This is a genomic window from Nonomuraea sp. NPDC049158, from assembly GCF_040648335.1.
In the GTDB taxonomy this organism is placed as follows: domain Bacteria; phylum Actinomycetota; class Actinomycetes; order Streptosporangiales; family Streptosporangiaceae; genus Nonomuraea.
This window is the reverse complement of record NZ_JBEZDM010000008.1, coordinates 45,050-61,722: the sequence shown is the minus strand read 5'-3', so window position 1 is coordinate 61,722 and position 16,673 is coordinate 45,050. Positions and strand designations below refer to the sequence as shown.

At 70.5% G+C, this 16,673-nt stretch carries 12 protein-coding genes and 1 pseudogene; 9 read left to right on the top strand and 4 right to left on the bottom strand.

Annotated features, from left to right (window positions below; all coding sequences use genetic code 11):
* The first annotated feature begins 12 nt into the window (after positions 1–12).
* The 6 genes and pseudogenes from tnpA to AB0B61_RS19200 all read left to right on the top strand — a co-directional run bounded on the left by tnpA (position 13) and on the right by AB0B61_RS19200 (position 5,014).
* Positions 13–447 (top strand): annotated as a pseudogene (gene tnpA / locus AB0B61_RS19225) (IS200/IS605 family transposase).
* 502 nt (positions 448–949) lie between these two features.
* Positions 950–1,588 (top strand): SDR family oxidoreductase, encoded by a 639-nt coding sequence (locus tag AB0B61_RS19220; protein ID WP_358433206.1) that lies wholly within the window; start codon positions 950–952, stop codon positions 1,586–1,588.
* 100 nt (positions 1,589–1,688) lie between these two features.
* The gene (locus AB0B61_RS19215; protein WP_358433204.1) at positions 1,689–2,120 is read left to right on the top strand and encodes a MarR family winged helix-turn-helix transcriptional regulator; all 432 of its coding nucleotides are present in this window, start codon (positions 1,689–1,691) and stop codon (positions 2,118–2,120) included.
* Positions 2,121–2,171: 51 nt separating this feature from the next.
* The gene (locus AB0B61_RS19210) at positions 2,172–2,519 is read left to right on the top strand and encodes a nuclear transport factor 2 family protein (protein WP_358433202.1); all 348 of its coding nucleotides are present in this window, start codon (positions 2,172–2,174) and stop codon (positions 2,517–2,519) included.
* A 467-nt stretch (positions 2,520–2,986) separates the two neighbouring features.
* Positions 2,987–3,241, top strand: a complete 255-nt coding sequence (locus AB0B61_RS19205) for a hypothetical protein (RefSeq protein WP_358433199.1) — start codon at positions 2,987–2,989, stop codon at positions 3,239–3,241.
* Between the two features lie 348 nt (positions 3,242–3,589).
* On the top strand, positions 3,590–5,014 hold the full coding sequence (locus tag AB0B61_RS19200) for an NAD(P)/FAD-dependent oxidoreductase (protein ID WP_358433197.1): 1,425 nt from the start codon (positions 3,590–3,592) through the stop codon (positions 5,012–5,014).
* A gap of 174 nt (positions 5,015–5,188) precedes the next feature.
* Here the strand turns inward: AB0B61_RS19200 and AB0B61_RS19195 are convergent, their stop codons facing one another.
* The 4 genes from AB0B61_RS19195 to AB0B61_RS19180 form a co-directional block, all read right to left on the bottom strand.
* Complete coding sequence (locus AB0B61_RS19195; protein WP_358433194.1) at positions 5,189–6,211, bottom strand: hypothetical protein; 1,023 nt, start codon at positions 6,209–6,211, stop codon at positions 5,189–5,191.
* 26 nt (positions 6,212–6,237) lie between these two features.
* Positions 6,238–7,182 (bottom strand): acyl-CoA desaturase, encoded by a 945-nt coding sequence (locus tag AB0B61_RS19190; protein WP_358433191.1) that lies wholly within the window; start codon positions 7,180–7,182, stop codon positions 6,238–6,240.
* Positions 7,183–7,531: 349 nt separating this feature from the next.
* Positions 7,532–8,719 carry an acetate kinase gene (locus AB0B61_RS19185; RefSeq protein WP_358433189.1) on the bottom strand — a complete coding sequence of 396 codons (1,188 nt, stop codon included), beginning with the start codon at positions 8,717–8,719 and terminating at the stop codon, positions 7,532–7,534.
* Positions 8,695–10,998, bottom strand: a complete 2,304-nt coding sequence (locus AB0B61_RS19180) for a phosphoketolase family protein (protein ID WP_358433186.1) — start codon at positions 10,996–10,998, stop codon at positions 8,695–8,697. The genes AB0B61_RS19185 and AB0B61_RS19180 overlap by 25 nt, the downstream gene beginning before the upstream one ends.
* 187 nt (positions 10,999–11,185) lie before the next feature.
* Here AB0B61_RS19180 and AB0B61_RS19175 point away from each other — a divergent pair, with 187 nt between their 5' ends.
* The 3 genes from AB0B61_RS19175 (at position 11,186) to pgi (ending at position 16,672) form a co-directional block, all read left to right on the top strand.
* On the top strand, positions 11,186–13,069 hold the full coding sequence (locus tag AB0B61_RS19175) for a hypothetical protein (RefSeq protein ID WP_358433183.1): 1,884 nt from the start codon (positions 11,186–11,188) through the stop codon (positions 13,067–13,069).
* A gap of 161 nt (positions 13,070–13,230) precedes the next feature.
* Positions 13,231–14,937 (top strand): IlvD/Edd family dehydratase, encoded by a 1,707-nt coding sequence (locus tag AB0B61_RS19170; RefSeq protein WP_358433180.1) that lies wholly within the window; start codon positions 13,231–13,233, stop codon positions 14,935–14,937.
* Positions 14,938–15,040: 103 nt separating this feature from the next.
* On the top strand, positions 15,041–16,672 hold the full coding sequence (gene pgi, locus AB0B61_RS19165) for a glucose-6-phosphate isomerase (protein WP_358433178.1): 1,632 nt from the start codon (positions 15,041–15,043) through the stop codon (positions 16,670–16,672).
* Position 16,673: the final 1 nt, after the last annotated feature.

Genomic DNA, 16,673 nt, shown 5'->3' with positions numbered 1-16,673 from the left:
CACACTATCGCTCTGTCCAGGTCACCGCGCTGGGAAACCGATCCCGATATCCGCAGGGGACGCACCGTCGTCTGCAGCCTCCACGCCCATGTGGTCTTCATGCCCAGATACCGGGCGGAATGTGTTCACCGAGGAGATGCTGCGCCGCTGTGAAGCCATCATGATCGAGGTGTGCGACAGCTTCGGCGCCGTCCTGGTCGCGTTCAACGGCGAGCACGATCATGTGCACCTGCTGGTCCACCACCCGCCCAAAGTCGCCCTGTCAGTCCTGGCCAACTCCTCAAGGGCGCCTCGGCCCGGCTCCTGCGCAAAGAGTTCGCCCCGCACATGCGTCAACACCTGTGGGGCGGACACCTCTGGTCCCCGTCCTACCTCGCCGCCTCCTGCGGCGGCACTCCACCGTCGATCATCAAGGACTACATCGACAACCAGAAACGGCCGGACTGATCCGCTCACATGAACCGGCCGCCACGACACCGCCCGGGCCTGGGGGCCCTCCCGCGCTGTCGTTTCCCCCGGGCGTAAACGCCCGGGGTTCCACGCCAGATTCCGCTGAACGTAGAAGCGACCTGCGGGGTGGCCTAGATGCGGTTTGCCATCGTGAGGCGTGGATTCTGCACAGCGTGAGCGATACAGCGGAGATCCCCTGCCCTGGCGCCTGTTGGACCGACAGCGAGGGCTTTCGTTCACGGCCGGGACCACCTGAGCCCCGCACAGCCAGCCGCGGCTGGACTTCGTCGAAGAGCTCCATCGGCTGACGCAGCTGTCCGAGCGGCCCAAGCGGCCCAAGCTGTCCGAGCGGCCCAAGCTGTCCGAGCGGTCCGAGCACTCGAGTGGCGCGGCTGACACGAGTGCGCGAGTGTCCTACGCATCCTGACGACCGGCCGTTTCTCTGATTTGACGGGTGAGTGGGCGTTCACTCACTATGGGCGGGAGCTGAGGAGGGCCCATGAAGCTGACGATCTTCGGAGCTACCGGAGGTACTGGAATCGAGTTGCTTCGCCAGGCGCTCGCCGCCGGGCATGAGGTGACCGCCGTGGTCCGCGATCCCCGGCGGCTGCCCGCCGATCTGCCGTCCGGCCTCGACATCGTCCAGGCCGACCTGATGGACCCGGACGCCATCGCGCCCGCCGTCAGGGACCGCGACGCCGTACTGTCGGCGATGGGTTCCGGCAGCCGGGGGCCCACCACGGTGTACTCCGACAGCATCAGTGCCATCGCCACGGCGATGGCGCGAGGCCGTACGCGGCGCCTGCTCATGACCAGCGCCAGCGGTCTGGTGGCCGACGCGGGCGACGGGGTGTTCACCCGCTACGTGCTCAAGCCGCTCTTCGTGCAGCGGCTCTTGAAGCACTCCTACGCCGACCTCCGGGAGGCCGAGCGGCGGCTGCGCGCGACGAACCTCGACTGGACCATCGTGCGGCCGAGCCGCCTGACCGACCGCGGGCTGACGGGCCGTTACCGCACGGCGTGGGACACCAACATCAAGGGCGGCCTCAGTACGACCCGCGCCGACACGGCCCACTGCCTGCTCGCGCTGGCCGCGGATCCCACGTCCGTGCACCACGTCGTTTCGGTGGCCTCTTGACGCCTCATACTCTTGATGGCATCAAGAGTTGTTGATAGAAAGAGTAGAGGTGATCGCTCTTCCAGCGGGGACGGGGGCGCCGACAGCGGAGAGAGCACGTGTGGAGACTCCCGAAGACAGGTTCTTCCGCGAGTTGGGTGGTGCCTGTGGTGAGACGCGCCAGGCCTTCGCCCGGCATGTGGGGATGAGCGCCTCAAGGCTTCAGCTGCTGATGCGGCTGTGGAGGAACGGGGAGACCAGCCACAGCGACCTGCGTCAGGGCCTGTCCCTCGATGGGGCGAGCGTCACCCGGCTGATCAAAGAGTTCGAGGCCGAGGGACTGGTCAGCCGTCGCATCGATCCGGCGGACAACCGCTACACCCTGGCCAGCCTGACATCCACCGGCGAACGAGCGGCCGCCGACCTCGAGCGGTCTCACCAGGCCTACCAGGTGCGACTGCTCGACGGGATCAGCGCACAAGAGCGGGAGATCGTGCTGCGCGCCCTGGAGCACCTGCGCGCCAACATGGCCCGCATCGACCCGGTCGGCTGATGGCCCGTGCTACCCACAAGAACCCTGATAACCCCAGGAAAGAGCAGGCAGATGAGCGACGACGTGCGAGCTATCGGACAGCGCATGTACGAGGCGTTCAACGCCCATGACTTCGGGGCCGCCGAGACGATCTTCGCTCCGGATTTCGTCAGCCACCCGTTGGGCACCACCGGAGCCGAGAGCGTCGTCCGAGCGTGGACGCGGTTCCACGAGAGGTTCCCCGAGGTTCAGGTGATCGTCGAGGACATGCTCATCGACGGGGACAAGGTCGCCGTACGCACGACCCTGCACGGGCTCCCGGCCGATGTCGTCGAGCAGTCTCCGCCGACGATGCTGGAGATCTTCCGGGTGCAGGACGGACGCATCGCCGAACTGTGGGGCCTGTCCGCGCTGAGGTGATCCCAGAAACACCGAGGTGATCCCAGAAACCCTCAGCGCCTCTGTCCGGCCAAAGCTCCAGAAACCCTCAGCGTCTCTGTCCGGCCAAAGCTGACGGCGAGGTTGGAAGGTAGGGCGGACCCGACCTCCAACCTCCTTCTGGCCGAGCCCGCGGCGATGGAGCCGGGTTGGCGGGTCCGGCCGCACGTTCTCCCAGGCCCTTTCACTTTCACCGCTCTGACCGGTCGCGCCAGCCGACCCGCCGCACGACGGGAAACCCGCATGAGAAGGCGGTGTTGGGGCAGCAGGATCACGTGAACCCCGCACGGTACGACCCCGCGAACCTGGAACATCTCATCCGTCAAGAGTTAACCAACGCGGGGTTCACCGTTGAATCCCCGAAGCCGCCCAGGTCAAACGGGCCATCCGGGTCGTCGGGGCCCTCGGGTGAAGGCGGTCTCAGCCTCCGGCGCGAGCCTGGTCGCGGGGTGGTCGTCTCGTGGGAGGCGTCTCCCGATCTCGCCAAGGCCGACATGGTGAAGTACGAGACCATCCGCACCGCCGTACAGCTCGCTTTGCGCACGATCCTCGCGCAGGCCGGATTCCAGGTCGTCGGCGACTTCGGTGGCAACGAGATGCTCGTCATCGCCGACCCCCTCAGTACGACGCCCGAGAACCACTGGCCGCCCGGACCGGTACCCGACCGGAACCGGACAAGTGAGCCGGCACCGGAACAGAACTGACCCAGCGCGCCCGGCGTCCGGCGTCCGGCGTCCGGCGTCCGGCGCCCTGCGCCCTGCGCCCTGCGCCCTGCGCCCTGCGCCCTGTGACCTGCGACCTGTGATCCAAAGGGTGCCCGTCCAGACAGTGCCCGCCCGGGGTGGTGCCCGCCCGGGGCGCTGCGCCCAGGCAGAACCGGTAGCCCTGACTACTGGTCCGCTCAACTACCGGCCGTCCCCAAGGGCGCTCAGCCTGGGCGGCCGGGCGAAACCCGTCAGTCGGTGCCTCCCCTTGACGAGAGGGCAGAGGGCCGGTGGGAGACTGCTGGTGAGAGCCGCGGTAGCGGGGCGAGCGTTACGGGAGAGGTAGGCATGACCGACGAGTTCGACGTCATAGTGATCGGCGCCGGCCCCGCCGGCGAGAACGCCGCGGCCAGAGCCGTGCGCGGTGGTCTGACCGCCGCCATCGTGGAGGACCGCCTGGCCGGTGGCGAATGCTCCTACTGGGCCTGTATCCCGAGCAAGGCGCTGCTGCGCCCGATAGACCTGGCCGCCGAGGTGAGCCGGGTGCCCGGCATGTCGCTCGGCCCGCTCGAGGTGAGCAAGGTGCTCGCCCGGCGCGACGAGGCCGTGTCGAATTACAACGACTCGGGGCAGGTTGAGTGGATCAAGAACGTGCCCGTCGAGTTCGTCCGGGGCCGGGGGCGGCTGGACGGGGTCAAGCGGGTGCGAGTGACCACGCGAGACGGGCAGGAGACCACCGAACGCGTGCTGACCGCGAGGCACGCCGTCGTGCTGGCCACCGGAAGCACCGCGCTGGTCCCCCCGGTGCCGGGGCTGGCCGAGGCGAAGCCCTGGACGAGTCATGAGGTCACGGCCGCCCAGGCGGTGCCGGAGCGGCTGGCCGTGATCGGTGGCGGGGTGGTCGCCTGTGAGATGGCGCAGGCCATGCACGGGCTCGGCGCGCGGCAGACCACGGTCCTCGTACGCGGTGGGTCGCTGCTGGCCAAGATGGAGCCGTTCGCCGGTGAGCTGCTGGCCGAGTCGTTCGCCGAAGCCGGGATCGACGTGCGTACCAACACGGACGTCATACGCGTCGAGCGTCCGGAACCCGGTGGCAAGGTGACCGTGCACCTGTCCGACGGCCCGCCGCTGGAGGCCGACGAGCTGCTGGTGGCCACCGGCCGGGTGCCCGCCACCGCCGGTCTCGGGCTCGAGACGGTCGGCCTGGCAGGTGGCCGTTCGGTCGAGGTGGACGACAGCATGCGGGCGACGGACGTCGAGGGCGGCTGGCTGTACGCGATCGGCGACGTCAACGGCCGCGCCCTGCTCACGCACATGGGCAAGTACCAGGCGCGGGTCTGCGGCGACGTCATCGCGGCGCGCGCCAAGGGCAGTGACGAGACGCTCCCCGCGATGCGCGACATCGCGGACGGGTACGGGGCGCCGCAGGTGGTGTTCACCGACCCGCAGATCTGTGCGGTGGGCCGTACCGAGGCGGCCGCCCGCAAGGCCGGATTCGCGGTGCGGGTGGTCGAATACGACCTGGGCAATGTCACGGGGGCCTACCTCCTCGGCGACGGCTATCGCGGCTGGGCCAAGGCGGTCGTGGACGAGGAGCGGCGGGTGCTGCTGGGTGTCACGTTCGCCGGTCCCGGGGCGGCCGAGTTGCTGCACGCGGCTACCATCGCGGTCACCGCCGAGGTGCCGCTCGACCGGCTCTGGCACGCCGTCCCGTCGTTCCCCACGGTCAGCGAGATCTGGCTGCGCCTCTTGGAGGAGGGATACGGTCTCTGACTCGTGTCGCCGGGCGATCAGGCGCAACTCAGCCGGACCCAGGCGAGCGGCGAGCGAGGAATCCGGCGCGGCTCGGCCGGACGCGAACGAGCGAACGGTGTGGGGTCAGGCGATAGGTCGGCCGGACGCGAGCGAGCCGGAGCGGCCCAGGCGCGGCTCGGCCGGACACAAGTGTCAGGCCGGGGCGAGGGTTTCAGCGGTGTGCCACAGGTCGGGTAGCGCGTCCAGTACGCGCTGCCCGCGCCGCCGCCGGTCCGCCGACGTCTCGGCGCCGAGGTCGGCCAGCAACGCGCGAAACCCCTCCTCATAGGGCTCCGTGGGCGCCCCCGCCAGCGACAGCTTCTTCAGGCAGCGCGCGTACGTCGCCACCAGCCAGAACACCGCCTCCCTGTGCAGGCCGCGCGCGATGAGCTCCCGGCTGCCGTCGATCGACAGCGGCCGGGCCGCCTCGCTGATGTCCGACGAGAACGGGTACGACGCGGCCTGGACGTCCTTGGCCGCGTCGAACACCCGCTCCAGCACATCCAGGTGCCCCGCCACGCGCGCCGCCCCCAGATCGGCGCACCCGAGCAGCTCCAGCAGCGCCTCGTGCCGATCCAGCATCCCGTGTACGGCCAGCAGCTCCCGCACGGCCTCGTAGCGGCGGCGGACGGTGGGGTTGCGCAGCCCGGCGACCAGCGGCACATGGGTCGTGACCCCGGTGCCGAACAGCCACGACATCACCTGGTCGACCGGCGGCGCCGCCTCGTCCATACCGGCGATCCCGCGGCGCACCACGTCCATCGCCGCGCCGCACCGCCGCAGCACCCGCCGCCGGTCGGCGAACTCGCGGGCCACCACCTCGTGCAGCGCGGTCAGCCGGCCGCCCGGATCGGCCAGCACCCCGGGCAGGTGGAAGCTGCCCGCCAGGTGGTAGTCGCCCAGGACGTCCTCCGCCGACGCCAACCGCTCGCCCGACATATACGAAATTTCCAGCAAAACTCCGTCGTACCGTAGCTTGCCGGGCTTGACCGGTGGCTCCGGGACGTCCAGCACCACCATCACGTCCACGTCGGAGCTGGTGGCCAGGACCGCGTCCGCCGGCGACCACAACACCGAGCCGGTCAGGAACGCCCCGCCGAACCCGGGCAGCCCGGAGCCCACCTCGGCCACCCACCGCCGCGCGATCTCCCTGGCCACCCGGACCCGCGTCACCACGTCACCCACACCGTCCGGCGGCGGTCCTACCCGCGAGCGCGCAGCGGCGCGCCCACCTCGTGCAGGTGCTTCATCGCCTGGCCCCAGGAGGCCAGCAGCCCGCACTCCACGTACGCCACCCCCAGCGACTCACAGTGCTCCCGCACCAGCGGTTGCACCTTGCGCAGGTTGGGGGTCGGCATGCCGGGGAACAGGTGGTGCTCGATCTGGTAGTTGAGGCCGCCCAGCGCCGTGTTGACCACGTGCCCGCCGCGTACGTTCCGGGAGGTGAGGACCTGGCGGCGCAGGAAGTCGAGCTCGTCCTCGGCGGTGAGGACCGGCATGCCCTTGTGGTTGGGGGCGAACGTGCACCCCAGGTAGACACCGAAGCACGCCTGGTGTACCAGCAGGAAGACCACCGCCTTGCCCACCGGCAGGACCGCGAACACGCCACCCAGGTAGATGACGAAGTGCGCGAGCAGCAGCAGTCCTTCGGCCATCCGGTTCTTGAGGGAATCGCGGCGCAGCGCCCGGACGCTGGAGATGTGCAGGTTGAGGCCCTCGAGCGTCAGCAGCGGGAAGAACAGGAACGCCTGATAGCGGCCGATGAGCCTGGGCAGTCCCCGGCTGGCCTCGGCCTGCTTGATCGACCAGAGCAGGACGTCGGGCGCGACGTCGGGGTCGTGGTCCTCGTGGTTGGGGTTGGCGTGGTGGCGCGTGTGCTTGTCCTGCCACCACCCGTAGCTGAGCCCGATGCCGAGGTTGCCGACGAGCAGGCCCGCGATCGCGCTGTTGCGCCGGGACGGGAACACCTGCCCGTGGGCCAGGTCGTGGGCGAGCAGGGCCACCTGGCCGAACGTCGCCGCCTGGAACACCGCGACCAGAATCTGCCACCACGAGTCGCCGACCAGGGCGAACGCCACCCAGCCCGCCGCGAAGAGGCCCGTCACCACACTGATCCGGGTGGCGTAGTAGACGGGTCGCCGTTCCATGAGGCCTGCCTGGGCCACGCGGCGTGACAGGCGGGCGAAGTCGCTCCCCCTCTCTTCCGATGCCGATGCCGAGGCCGTGGCGGCGCGAGTAGTGCTCACGTCAGTCACAGATTCTCCGATGCTCCAGACTCGATTCCCGATCGTTCACCATCAGCATTTCGGGATAACAGTGATCGCGAAGTCCTGCTGTCACCCGTCTTCGGGGTAGGGCTGGCCCTACCTATGGGACCGGTCGAGGTCAGAGGATACGCTCCGCGGCCATGACAGGTTCGGCTCTGCGGGAGTTCGGCGAGCGTGTCGAGGCGCACCGGTGGGAATCGCGGCCGGCCGGCGGCCCCGGAGCCGCCGGTCACACGTGGATCAGCGCGAGTGTCTGCCGGGCGATCTCCCACTCCTCGTCGGTGGGCACCACCAGCACGGCCACCTCCGACTCCGGCGTGGACACCCAGCGCTCGCCCGTCTCGTCGGCCTCGTTGCGCGTCGGGTCGAAGGCGATGCCGAGGCGGTCCAGCCCGGTCAGCGCGGCGGCCCGGGTGGCCGGGTCGTGCTCGCCGACGCCGCCCGTGAAGACGATCGCGTCCACCCGGCCGAGCAGCGCGTAGTAGGCCCCGATGTACTTCCTGATCCGGCGGCCGTAGATGTCCAGCGCGAGCCGCGCCCGCTCGTCGCCTTCGCGGGCCCGTCGCCGTACCTCGCGCATGTCGCCGCTGCCGGCGAGCGCGAGCAGGCCGCTGCGGTACGACAGCTCCTTCTCCGTCCGCACGATGTCCATGCCGCCCGCGCGGGCCAGGTAGCCGGTCAGCGCCGGGTCCACGTCCCCGGAACGGGTGCCCATGACCAGCCCCTCCAGCGGGGTGAGCCCCATGGAGGTGTCGACGCTGCGGCCGCCCTCGATCGCCGTCGCGCTCGCGCCGTTGCCGAGGTGCAGCACGATCAGGTTCGTCCGCGCCGGGTCGCGATCCAGCAGCTCGGCCGCCCGCGCCGACACGTACGCGCAGGACGTGCCGTGAAAGCCGTAGCGCCGCACGCCGAGCCGGTCATGCCAGTCGCGGGGCACGGCGTAGGTGTACGCCTCGGGCGGCAGCGTCCGGTGGAAGGCGGTGTCGAACACGGCCACCTGCGGCACGCCGGGGAAGGCCTCGCGGGCCACCCGGATGCCGGTGAGGTTCACCGGGTTGTGCAGGGGCGCGAGCGCCGAGAGGTCCCCGATGGCGCTGATCACGTCGTCGTCCACCAGCACTGCCTCCCGGAAGCGGGTCCCGCCGTGCACCACCCGATGCCCCACCGCCACCGGTTCGAGCGCGGTCCCCGCATCGTCGAAGGCGGCCAGCATGGCGGCCAGCCCGGCCGCGTGGTCGCCGAACCGCTCCTTCCGCTCGTACGGCGGGTCGTCCCCGGCGTGGTGGATCAACCGGCCCTCCTTGTCGCCGATCCGCTCCACCAGCCCTCTGGCCGGCCGCTTGCGCGACTCCACGTCCACCAGCTCGTACTTGATGGAGGAGGAGCCGGTGTTCAGGACGAGAATCTGTCCGGCCATGTCCACTCCCGGATCTCGGGCGCGTCCTCGCCGTGCTCACGGGTGTGGGCGCGGGCGCGCAGTCGGGCGTCGGTCATCCGCTGACGGAGGTGGGCCTGGGAGGAACCGAGCCCCGGGGAGCGGTCGATGACATCGGTGACCAGGTGATAGCGGTCGATGTCGTTGAGCATGACCATATCGAAGGGCGTGGTGGTGGTGCCTTCCTCCTTGTAGCCGCGTACGTGCATGTGGGCGTGGCCGTGGCGGCGGTAGGTGAGGCGGTGGATGAGTGAGGGATAGCCGTGGAAGTTGAAGATGACCGGCTTGTCGGTGGTGAACAGGGCGTCGTACTCGTTGTCCGGCAGGCCGTGCGGGTGCTCCGACGGCGGTTGCAGGCGCATCAGGTCGACCACGTTGATCACGCGTACGCGCAGCTCAGGCAGGTGTTCGCGGAGCAGGGCGGTGGCGGCCAGGGTCTCCAGGGTGGGGATGTCGCCGGCGCAGGCCAGCACGACGTCGGGGTCGCTTCCCTCGTCGGTGGAGGCCCACGGCAGGATGCCCAGGCCGCGGGTGCAGTGGGCGATGGCCTGGTCCATGGTGAACAGGTCGAGGATCGGTTGTTTGCCGGCCACGATGACGTTGACGTAGTCGCGCGAGCGCAGGCAGTGGTCGCCGACCGACAGCAGCGTGTTGGCGTCGGGTGGCAGGTAGACCCGTACGACGCTGGCCTTCTTGTTGACCACGACGTCCAGGAAGCCCGGATCTTGGTGGGAGAAGCCGTTGTGGTCCTGCCGCCACACGTGCGAGGACAGCAGGTAGGTGAGCGAGGCGACGGGCCGCCGCCAGGAGATCTTCTGGGAGGACTCCAGCCACTTGGCGTGCTGGTTGAACATGGCGTCGATGATGTGGATGAACGCCTCGTAGCAGTTGAACAGGCCGTGCCGCCCGGTCAGCAGGTAGCCCTCCAGCCAGCCCTGGCACAGGTGCTCGCTGAGCACCTCCATCACCCGGCCGCCGGGCGCCAGGTTCATGTCGGTCGGTTCGAGGCGGGCGTTCCAGGCCCGGTCGGTGACCTCGAACACGGCCGACAGCCGGTTGGAGTCGGTCTCGTCGGGGCCCATCAGCCGGAAGGTACGCGGGTTGGCGTCGATCACGTCGCGCAGCAGGGCGCCGAGCACCCGGGTCGGCTCGCTGGACTGGGTGGCGGGCGTCTTGACCTCGACGGCGTGGGTGCGGAAGTCGGGCAGCCGCAGCGGCTGGAGGAGTTCGCCGCCGTTGGTGTGCGGGTTGGCGCTCATCCTGCGGTCGCCCGGCGGCACCGTCTCCCGGATCGAGGCCACCGGACGGCCGTCGTCGTCGAACAGCTCCTCGGGCCGGTAGGAGCGCATCCACTCCTCCAGCATCGCCAGGTGCTCGGGGTTCTCCCGTACCTTGGCCAGCGGCACCTGATGGGCGCGCCAGGTGCCCTCCACCGGCAGGCCGTCCACGACGCGGGGCCCGGTCCAGCCCTTCGGCGTACGCAGGATGATCATGGGGAGGCGGTCGGATCGGCGCTGTTTGTACTCGGCGATCTGGTCGAAGACGGTGTCGAGGGTGTCGGCCATCTCCTGGTGGTCGGGGCCGACGATGTGCGGCCGGTAGCCGTAGCCCTCCATGAGCGCGACCAGCGTCTCTGAGGGGATACGGGCCAGCACGGTCGGGTTGGCGATCTTGTAGCCGTTCAGGTGGAGGATCGGCAGCACCACGCCGTCATGGGCCGGGTCGAGGAACTTGTTGGAATGCCAGCTCCCGGCCAGCGGCCCGCTCTCGGCCTCACCGTCGCCGATGACGCAGGCCACGACCAGCTCGGGATTGTCGAAGGCGGCGCCGTAGGCGTGCGCGAGGGAGTAGCCGAGCTCGCCGCCCTCGTGGATGGAGCCGGGCGTCTCCGGCGCGGCATGGCTCGGGATGCCACCGGGGAAGGAGAACTGCCGGAACAGCCGCTGCATCCCGGCCGCGTCCTGCGAGACGTCCGGATAGCGCTCGGAGTAGGTGCCCTCCAGCCAGGCGTGCGCTACCGTCGCGGGACCGCCGTGGCCGGGACCGGCGATGTAGATCATGTCCTGGTCGCGTTCGCGGATCACCCGGTTGAGGTGGGCGAAGCAGAAGTTCAGTCCCGGTGTGGTGCCCCAATGGCCTAGTAGGCGGGGTTTGATGTGCTCTGGGGTCAATGGCGTCTTAAGCAGTGGATTGTCCAGTAGATAGATCTGGCCCACCGACAGGTAGTTCGCCGCGCGCCAGTACGCATCGATTCGCTCCATGTCTCTGCTGATTCCTCCAGAAACGCTGCTCAACCGTAGGCAGTGGTCATCCTGATCCAATTTGATGCACTCTGATCCGACCTAGCTGAACCTCATTCGGTTAACATCCGTCATATCGGTGGGGGGCCGCAGTCACTGGAAGTGCGCGCGAAACGCGCGCTGCCATAACGGGGTGCGGAGGACGCCGGTGGGCGGATCGCGGGGATTGGCCGTACACGACGACATAGAGATGTCGTTGCTGTCCGGAGAGCACGCACTGTATGGGGAAGGCAGCCTGCGGGCGGCGCGGCGCTGGTTCGAGACCGCCCACCGGGAGGCCGAACGGCACGGCGACGCCGACGGGATGGCGCGGGCGGCGCTCGGGCTGGGTGGGTTGTGGGTGCACGAGCACCGCACGGCCGCCGAGGCGGCCGCGGTGCGCGCGCGCCAGCGCCAGGCTCTGGCGCTGGTCGAACCGCGCTCCTCGCTGGGGTTACGGCTGCGGGTACGCCTGGCCGGCGAGGACGACTACCGCGGTGGCGGGTACGAGGCGATCCTGGCCATGGTCGAAGAGACCAGGCGGGCCGGTGACCCCGTCGCGCTGGCCGAGGCGCTGAGCCTGGCCCACCACTGCGTACTGGGACCCGAGCACGGCGCCCTGCGCCTGGCCCTGGCCGAGGAGCTGATCGAGCAGGCGCCGCGGACCGGGCGCCGCGGCGACCTGCTGATGGGGCTGCTCTGGCGGACCGTCGACCTGGTGCTGGACGCCGACCCGCACGCCGAGCGGGCGCTGGTGGAGCTGCGCGGCCTGCTGTCCAAGGAGGATCACCTGGCGGTCGGGTTCGTCGTGGACGCGATGGAGGTCATGCTCGGCATCAGGGGCGGCCGGCTGGCGGAGGCCGAGGCGAGGGCCGGTGCCTGCGCCGACCGGGGAGCGGCGGCCGGTGACATCGACAGCGCGGGCTGGTACGCCGGCCAGCTCGCGACCATCCGCTGGTACCAGGGACGCGCCGCCGAGCTCGTCCCCATGCTGGCGGACCTGGTCAACTCGCCGGACCTCAGCGCGGTGGACAGCTCGCTCTGGGCGGTGCTCGCGGTGTCGGCGGCCACCGCGGGGGACCGGCGGCTGGCGGAGGGGGCGCTGGCCCGGCTGCGCGTGCGTGACCTGGCGGCGCTGCCCCGCTCCAGCACCTGGCTCATCTCGATGTACGGCGCGGCCGAGGCGGCGTACCTGCTCGGCGACGCCGACACGGCGGCCGAGATCCATGCCGTGCTCTCCCCGTTCGAGCGGCTGCCCGTCGTCGTCAGCCTGGGCGTCACCTGCCTCGGCTCGGTCCGCCACTCTCTGGGTGTGGCCATGCTGACCTGCGGCCAGACGGACAAGGCGATCGCCTACTTGCGGGCCGCGGTGCACGACAACCTCGCCCTGGGGCACTGGCCCGCCGTCGCGCTCTCCCGCTTGCGGCTCGGCCAGGCCCTGCGCGGGACCGAGGAATCGCGCAGGGTCCTGGCGCTGGCCAGGCAGGAGGCCGCGTCGCTGGGCATGGCGCTGCCCGACGACGATCCGGCGGCCCCGGCGCAGGTGGTCTGCGCGCGCCAGGGCCGCAAGTGGCGGATCGAGCTGGCCGGCCGGACCGTGCTCGTCGACCACATCGTGGGCATGGCCCACCTGGCGACCCTGCTGGCCAACCCCGGCCGCGAGATCCCGGCCGTGGACCTGGCCGCGGGGGCGGTGGCCGGCGAGGCCGCCGAGTCCGCCCAGCCGGTGCTGGACGAGCAGGCCAGGCACACCTACAAGCGGCGGCTGTCCGGGCTGCAGGCCGAGATCGACGAGCTGGAGGCGATGCACGACCTGCAGCGGGCCGCCACGCTGCGGGCTGAGCGCGACTGGCTGATCGACGAGCTGGCCGCCGCCACCGGGCTGGCCGGGCGGGCGCGCCAGTTCGCCGGCAGCGAGGAACGGGCCAGGATCGCCGTGGGCAAGGCCATCAGGCGGGCCCTGGTGCGCATCGGCGAGGCGGACCCGGTCATCGCGGAGCGGCTGCGGTCCGCCATACAGATGGGGGTGCGATGCAGCTATCACCCGGTGTGAGGTGGAACGGCGTGGAACTGGATGGAACGCCTAAAGGGTGTATCCACCCTGGACCGTGATCTCACGCTTCGGCGGCCGGTGAGATCACGCCCCCCGGCGGCCCGTGCCCCTGCACGGGCCGCCGGTTTCATGCCCAAATATCGGGATGTCAGGATGAGGGCATGCCGCTCCGCAGCTCCCGCTGGTACTCAGGTCAAGACCGGAACTCCTACATCCACCGCGCCTGGATGCGCCGCGGCCTGCCGGAGGCCGCCTTCGACGGGGACCGGCCGCACATCGCGATCGCCAACACCGCCTCCGACCTCACCCCGTGCAACTCCCACCTCGACGAGGTGGCCGACAGCGTCAAGCAGGGCGTGTGGGCGGCCGGCGGCGTACCGCTCAACCTGCCCGTCGTCTCCCTCGGCGAGACGAACGTCCGGCCCACCGCGATGCTCTGGCGCAACCTCGCCGCCATGGCCACCGAGGAGATGCTGCGCGCCAACCCGATCGACGGTGTGGTGCTGCTCGGCGGCTGCGACAAGACCATCCCGTCGCTGCTGATGGCCGCCGCCTCGGTGGACCTGCCCGCCCTGGTGGTGCCCGGCGGTCCGATGCTGACCGGCCACTTCCGCGGCGGCCCGCTCGGCTGCGGCACCGACGTGTGGCGGCTGAGCGAGGAGGTACGCGCGGGGACGCTCTCCCGCGAGGCGTTCCTCCGCTCCGAATCGTCCATGATCCGCAGCCGCGGCCACTGCAACACGATGGGCACCGCCTCGACCATGGCCTGCATGGCCGAGGCCCTCGGCATGACCCTGCCCGGCACGGCGGGCACCCCCGCGCCCGACAGCAGGCTGCTCGAACGCTCCCACGAGAGCGGCCGGCTCGCCGTCGAGCTGGTGCGGCGGGACCTGCGGCCGAGCCAGGTGATGACCAGGGGATCCTTCCTCAACGCGATCGTGACGCTGGCCGCGATCGGCGGCTCCACCAACGCCGTCGTCCACCTGCTGGCCATCGCCGGGCGCCTCGGGGTCGAGCTGGAGCTGGACGACTTCGACCGGACCGGCAGGGGAGTGCCGCTGCTGGTCGACCTCCAGCCGGCGGGCCGGCACCTGATGGACGACCTGTTCCGGGCGGGCGGCCTGGCGGCCGTGCTGAAGGAGGTGGCGGACCTGCTGGACCCGGAGACGCTGACCGTCAGCGGCCGGCCGCTCGTGGACCACCTCGCCGACGCGGAGATCTGGGACGAGGGCGTCATCCGCCGGCGCGCCGACCCGCTGCTGCCCGAGGCCGGGATCGCGGTGCTGCGCGGCAACCTCGCGCCGGACGGCGCGGTGATCAAGCCCGCCGCCGCCTCACCCGAGCTGCTGAACCACCGAGGCCGGGCCGTCGTGTTCGACAGCGTCGAGGATCTCAACGCCCGGCTCGACTCGCCGGACCTGGACGTCGACGAGACCTCGGTCCTGGTGCTGCGCGGCTGCGGGCCCAAGGGCTACCCCGGCATGCCCGAGCTGGGCAACCTGCCGCTGCCCGCGAAACTGCTGGCCAAGGGCGTACGCGACATGGTCCGCATCAGCGACGCCCGGATGAGCGGCACCGCGTACGGCACCGTCGTGCTGCACACCGCGCCCGAGGCGGCGGCCGGCGGGCCGCTCGCGCGGGTGCGGACCGGCGACCCCATCGTGCTGGACGTCGCGGCCAGGCGGCTCTACGTCGACATCCCCGACGCCGAGCTGGCCGCCAGGGAGCCGGTCGTCAACGGGCACGCCGCCCCGCCCCGCGGCTGGGAGCGCCTGTACGTCGACCACGTCATGCAGGCCGACAAGGGGGCGGACCTGGACTTCCTCACAGGTTCGAGCGGCGATGCCGTGGGCAGGGAATCCCACTGACCTGGAGTCCCGCGCGATATCTTGCCCGGTACGGGACTAGTGTGACCCCGTTTTGACGGCACAAGGTTTGACGGCACAAGGTTTGACGGCACAAGGAGGACGAGTGGGCGGCGACATCACCCAGAGCCAGGAGTGGGCGGCACTGGACAAGCACCACGGGGAGCTGGCGGGCAAGCAGCTGCGCGAGCTGTTCGCGGAGGATCCCGGCCGCGCCGAGCGGATGACGCTGACCGCCGGTGACCTCTACCTCGACTACGCCAAGCACCGCGCCACGGACGAGACGATCGATCTGCTCGTCGAGCTGGCCGAGCGAGCCGGGCTGCGCGACCGGATCGCCGCGATGTTCCGGGGCGAGCACATCAACGTCAGCGAGGACCGGGCCGTGCTGCACGTCGCGCTGCGCATGAGCCGGGAGGCCAAGCTGGAGGTCGACGGCCAGGACGTCATCGCCGACGTGCACGCCGTGCTCGACAAGATGAGCGCCTTCGCCGACCGGGTCCGCTCGCGGGACTGGACGGGCGCCACCGGACAGCCGATCACCACCGTGGTCAACATCGGCATCGGCGGCTCCGACCTCGGCCCGGCCATGGCCTACGAGGCGCTGCGCGACTACGCCGACGCCGGCATCGCGGCCAGGTTCGTCTCCAACATCGACCCGGCCGACATCACCGGCAACCTGGCCGGCCTGGACCCGGCGAGCACGCTGGTCGTGGTCAGCTCCAAGACGTTCACCACGATGGAGACGCTGACCAACGCCAAGGTGGCCCGTCAATGGCTGGTCGACGCGCTCGGCGAGGACGCCGTGTCCCAGCACTTCGTGGCCGTCTCGACCAACGCCGAGAAGGTCGCCGAGTTCGGCATCGACACCGCCAACATGTTCGGCTTCTGGGACTGGGTCGGCGGCCGCTACTCCTATGACGGCGCCATCGGCCTGTCCCTGATGATCGCGATCGGGCCGGAGCGGTTCCGCGAGATGCTGGCCGGGTTCCGCGCCATGGACCAGCACTTCCGCACCGCGCCGTTCAAGGCCAACATGCCGGTGCTGCTCGGCCTGCTCGGCGTCTGGTACAACGACTTCTTCGGCGCCCAGACCCGGGCCGTTCTGCCCTACAGCCAGCGGCTGCACCGCTTCCCCGCCTACCTGCAGCAGCTCACCATGGAGTCCAACGGCAAGTCCGTACGCGCCGACGGCACGCCCGTCACGACCGAGACGGGCGAGATCTTCTGGGGCGAGCCGGGCACCAACGGCCAGCATGCCTTCTACCAGCTGCTGCACCAGGGCACCCGGCTGGTGCCCGCCGACTTCATCGGGTTCGCCGAGCCGTTCGAGGACCGCGAGGGCATGCACGACCTGCTCAACGCGAACCTGTTCGCGCAGACCTCCGCGCTGGCCTTCGGCAAGACGGCCGAGGAGATCGCCGGCGAGGGCACGCCGCCCGAGATCGTGCCGCACAAGGTGATGCCCGGCAACCGGCCCACCTCCACGATCCTGGCCACCAAGCTCACCCCGTCCACGCTCGGCCAGCTCGTGGCCCTGTACGAGCACGCGACGTTCGTCGAGGGCACCATCTGGGGCATCGACTCCTTCGACCAGTGGGGAGTCGAGCTGGGCAAGAAGATGGCGCTCGACCTGGCGCCCGCGCTCACCTCGGAGGAGCCGCCGACGGACTTCCCGGACGCCTCCACCGAAGGGCTCGTCCAGCGCTACCGCGAGCTGCGCGGAAGGCGGGTCTGAC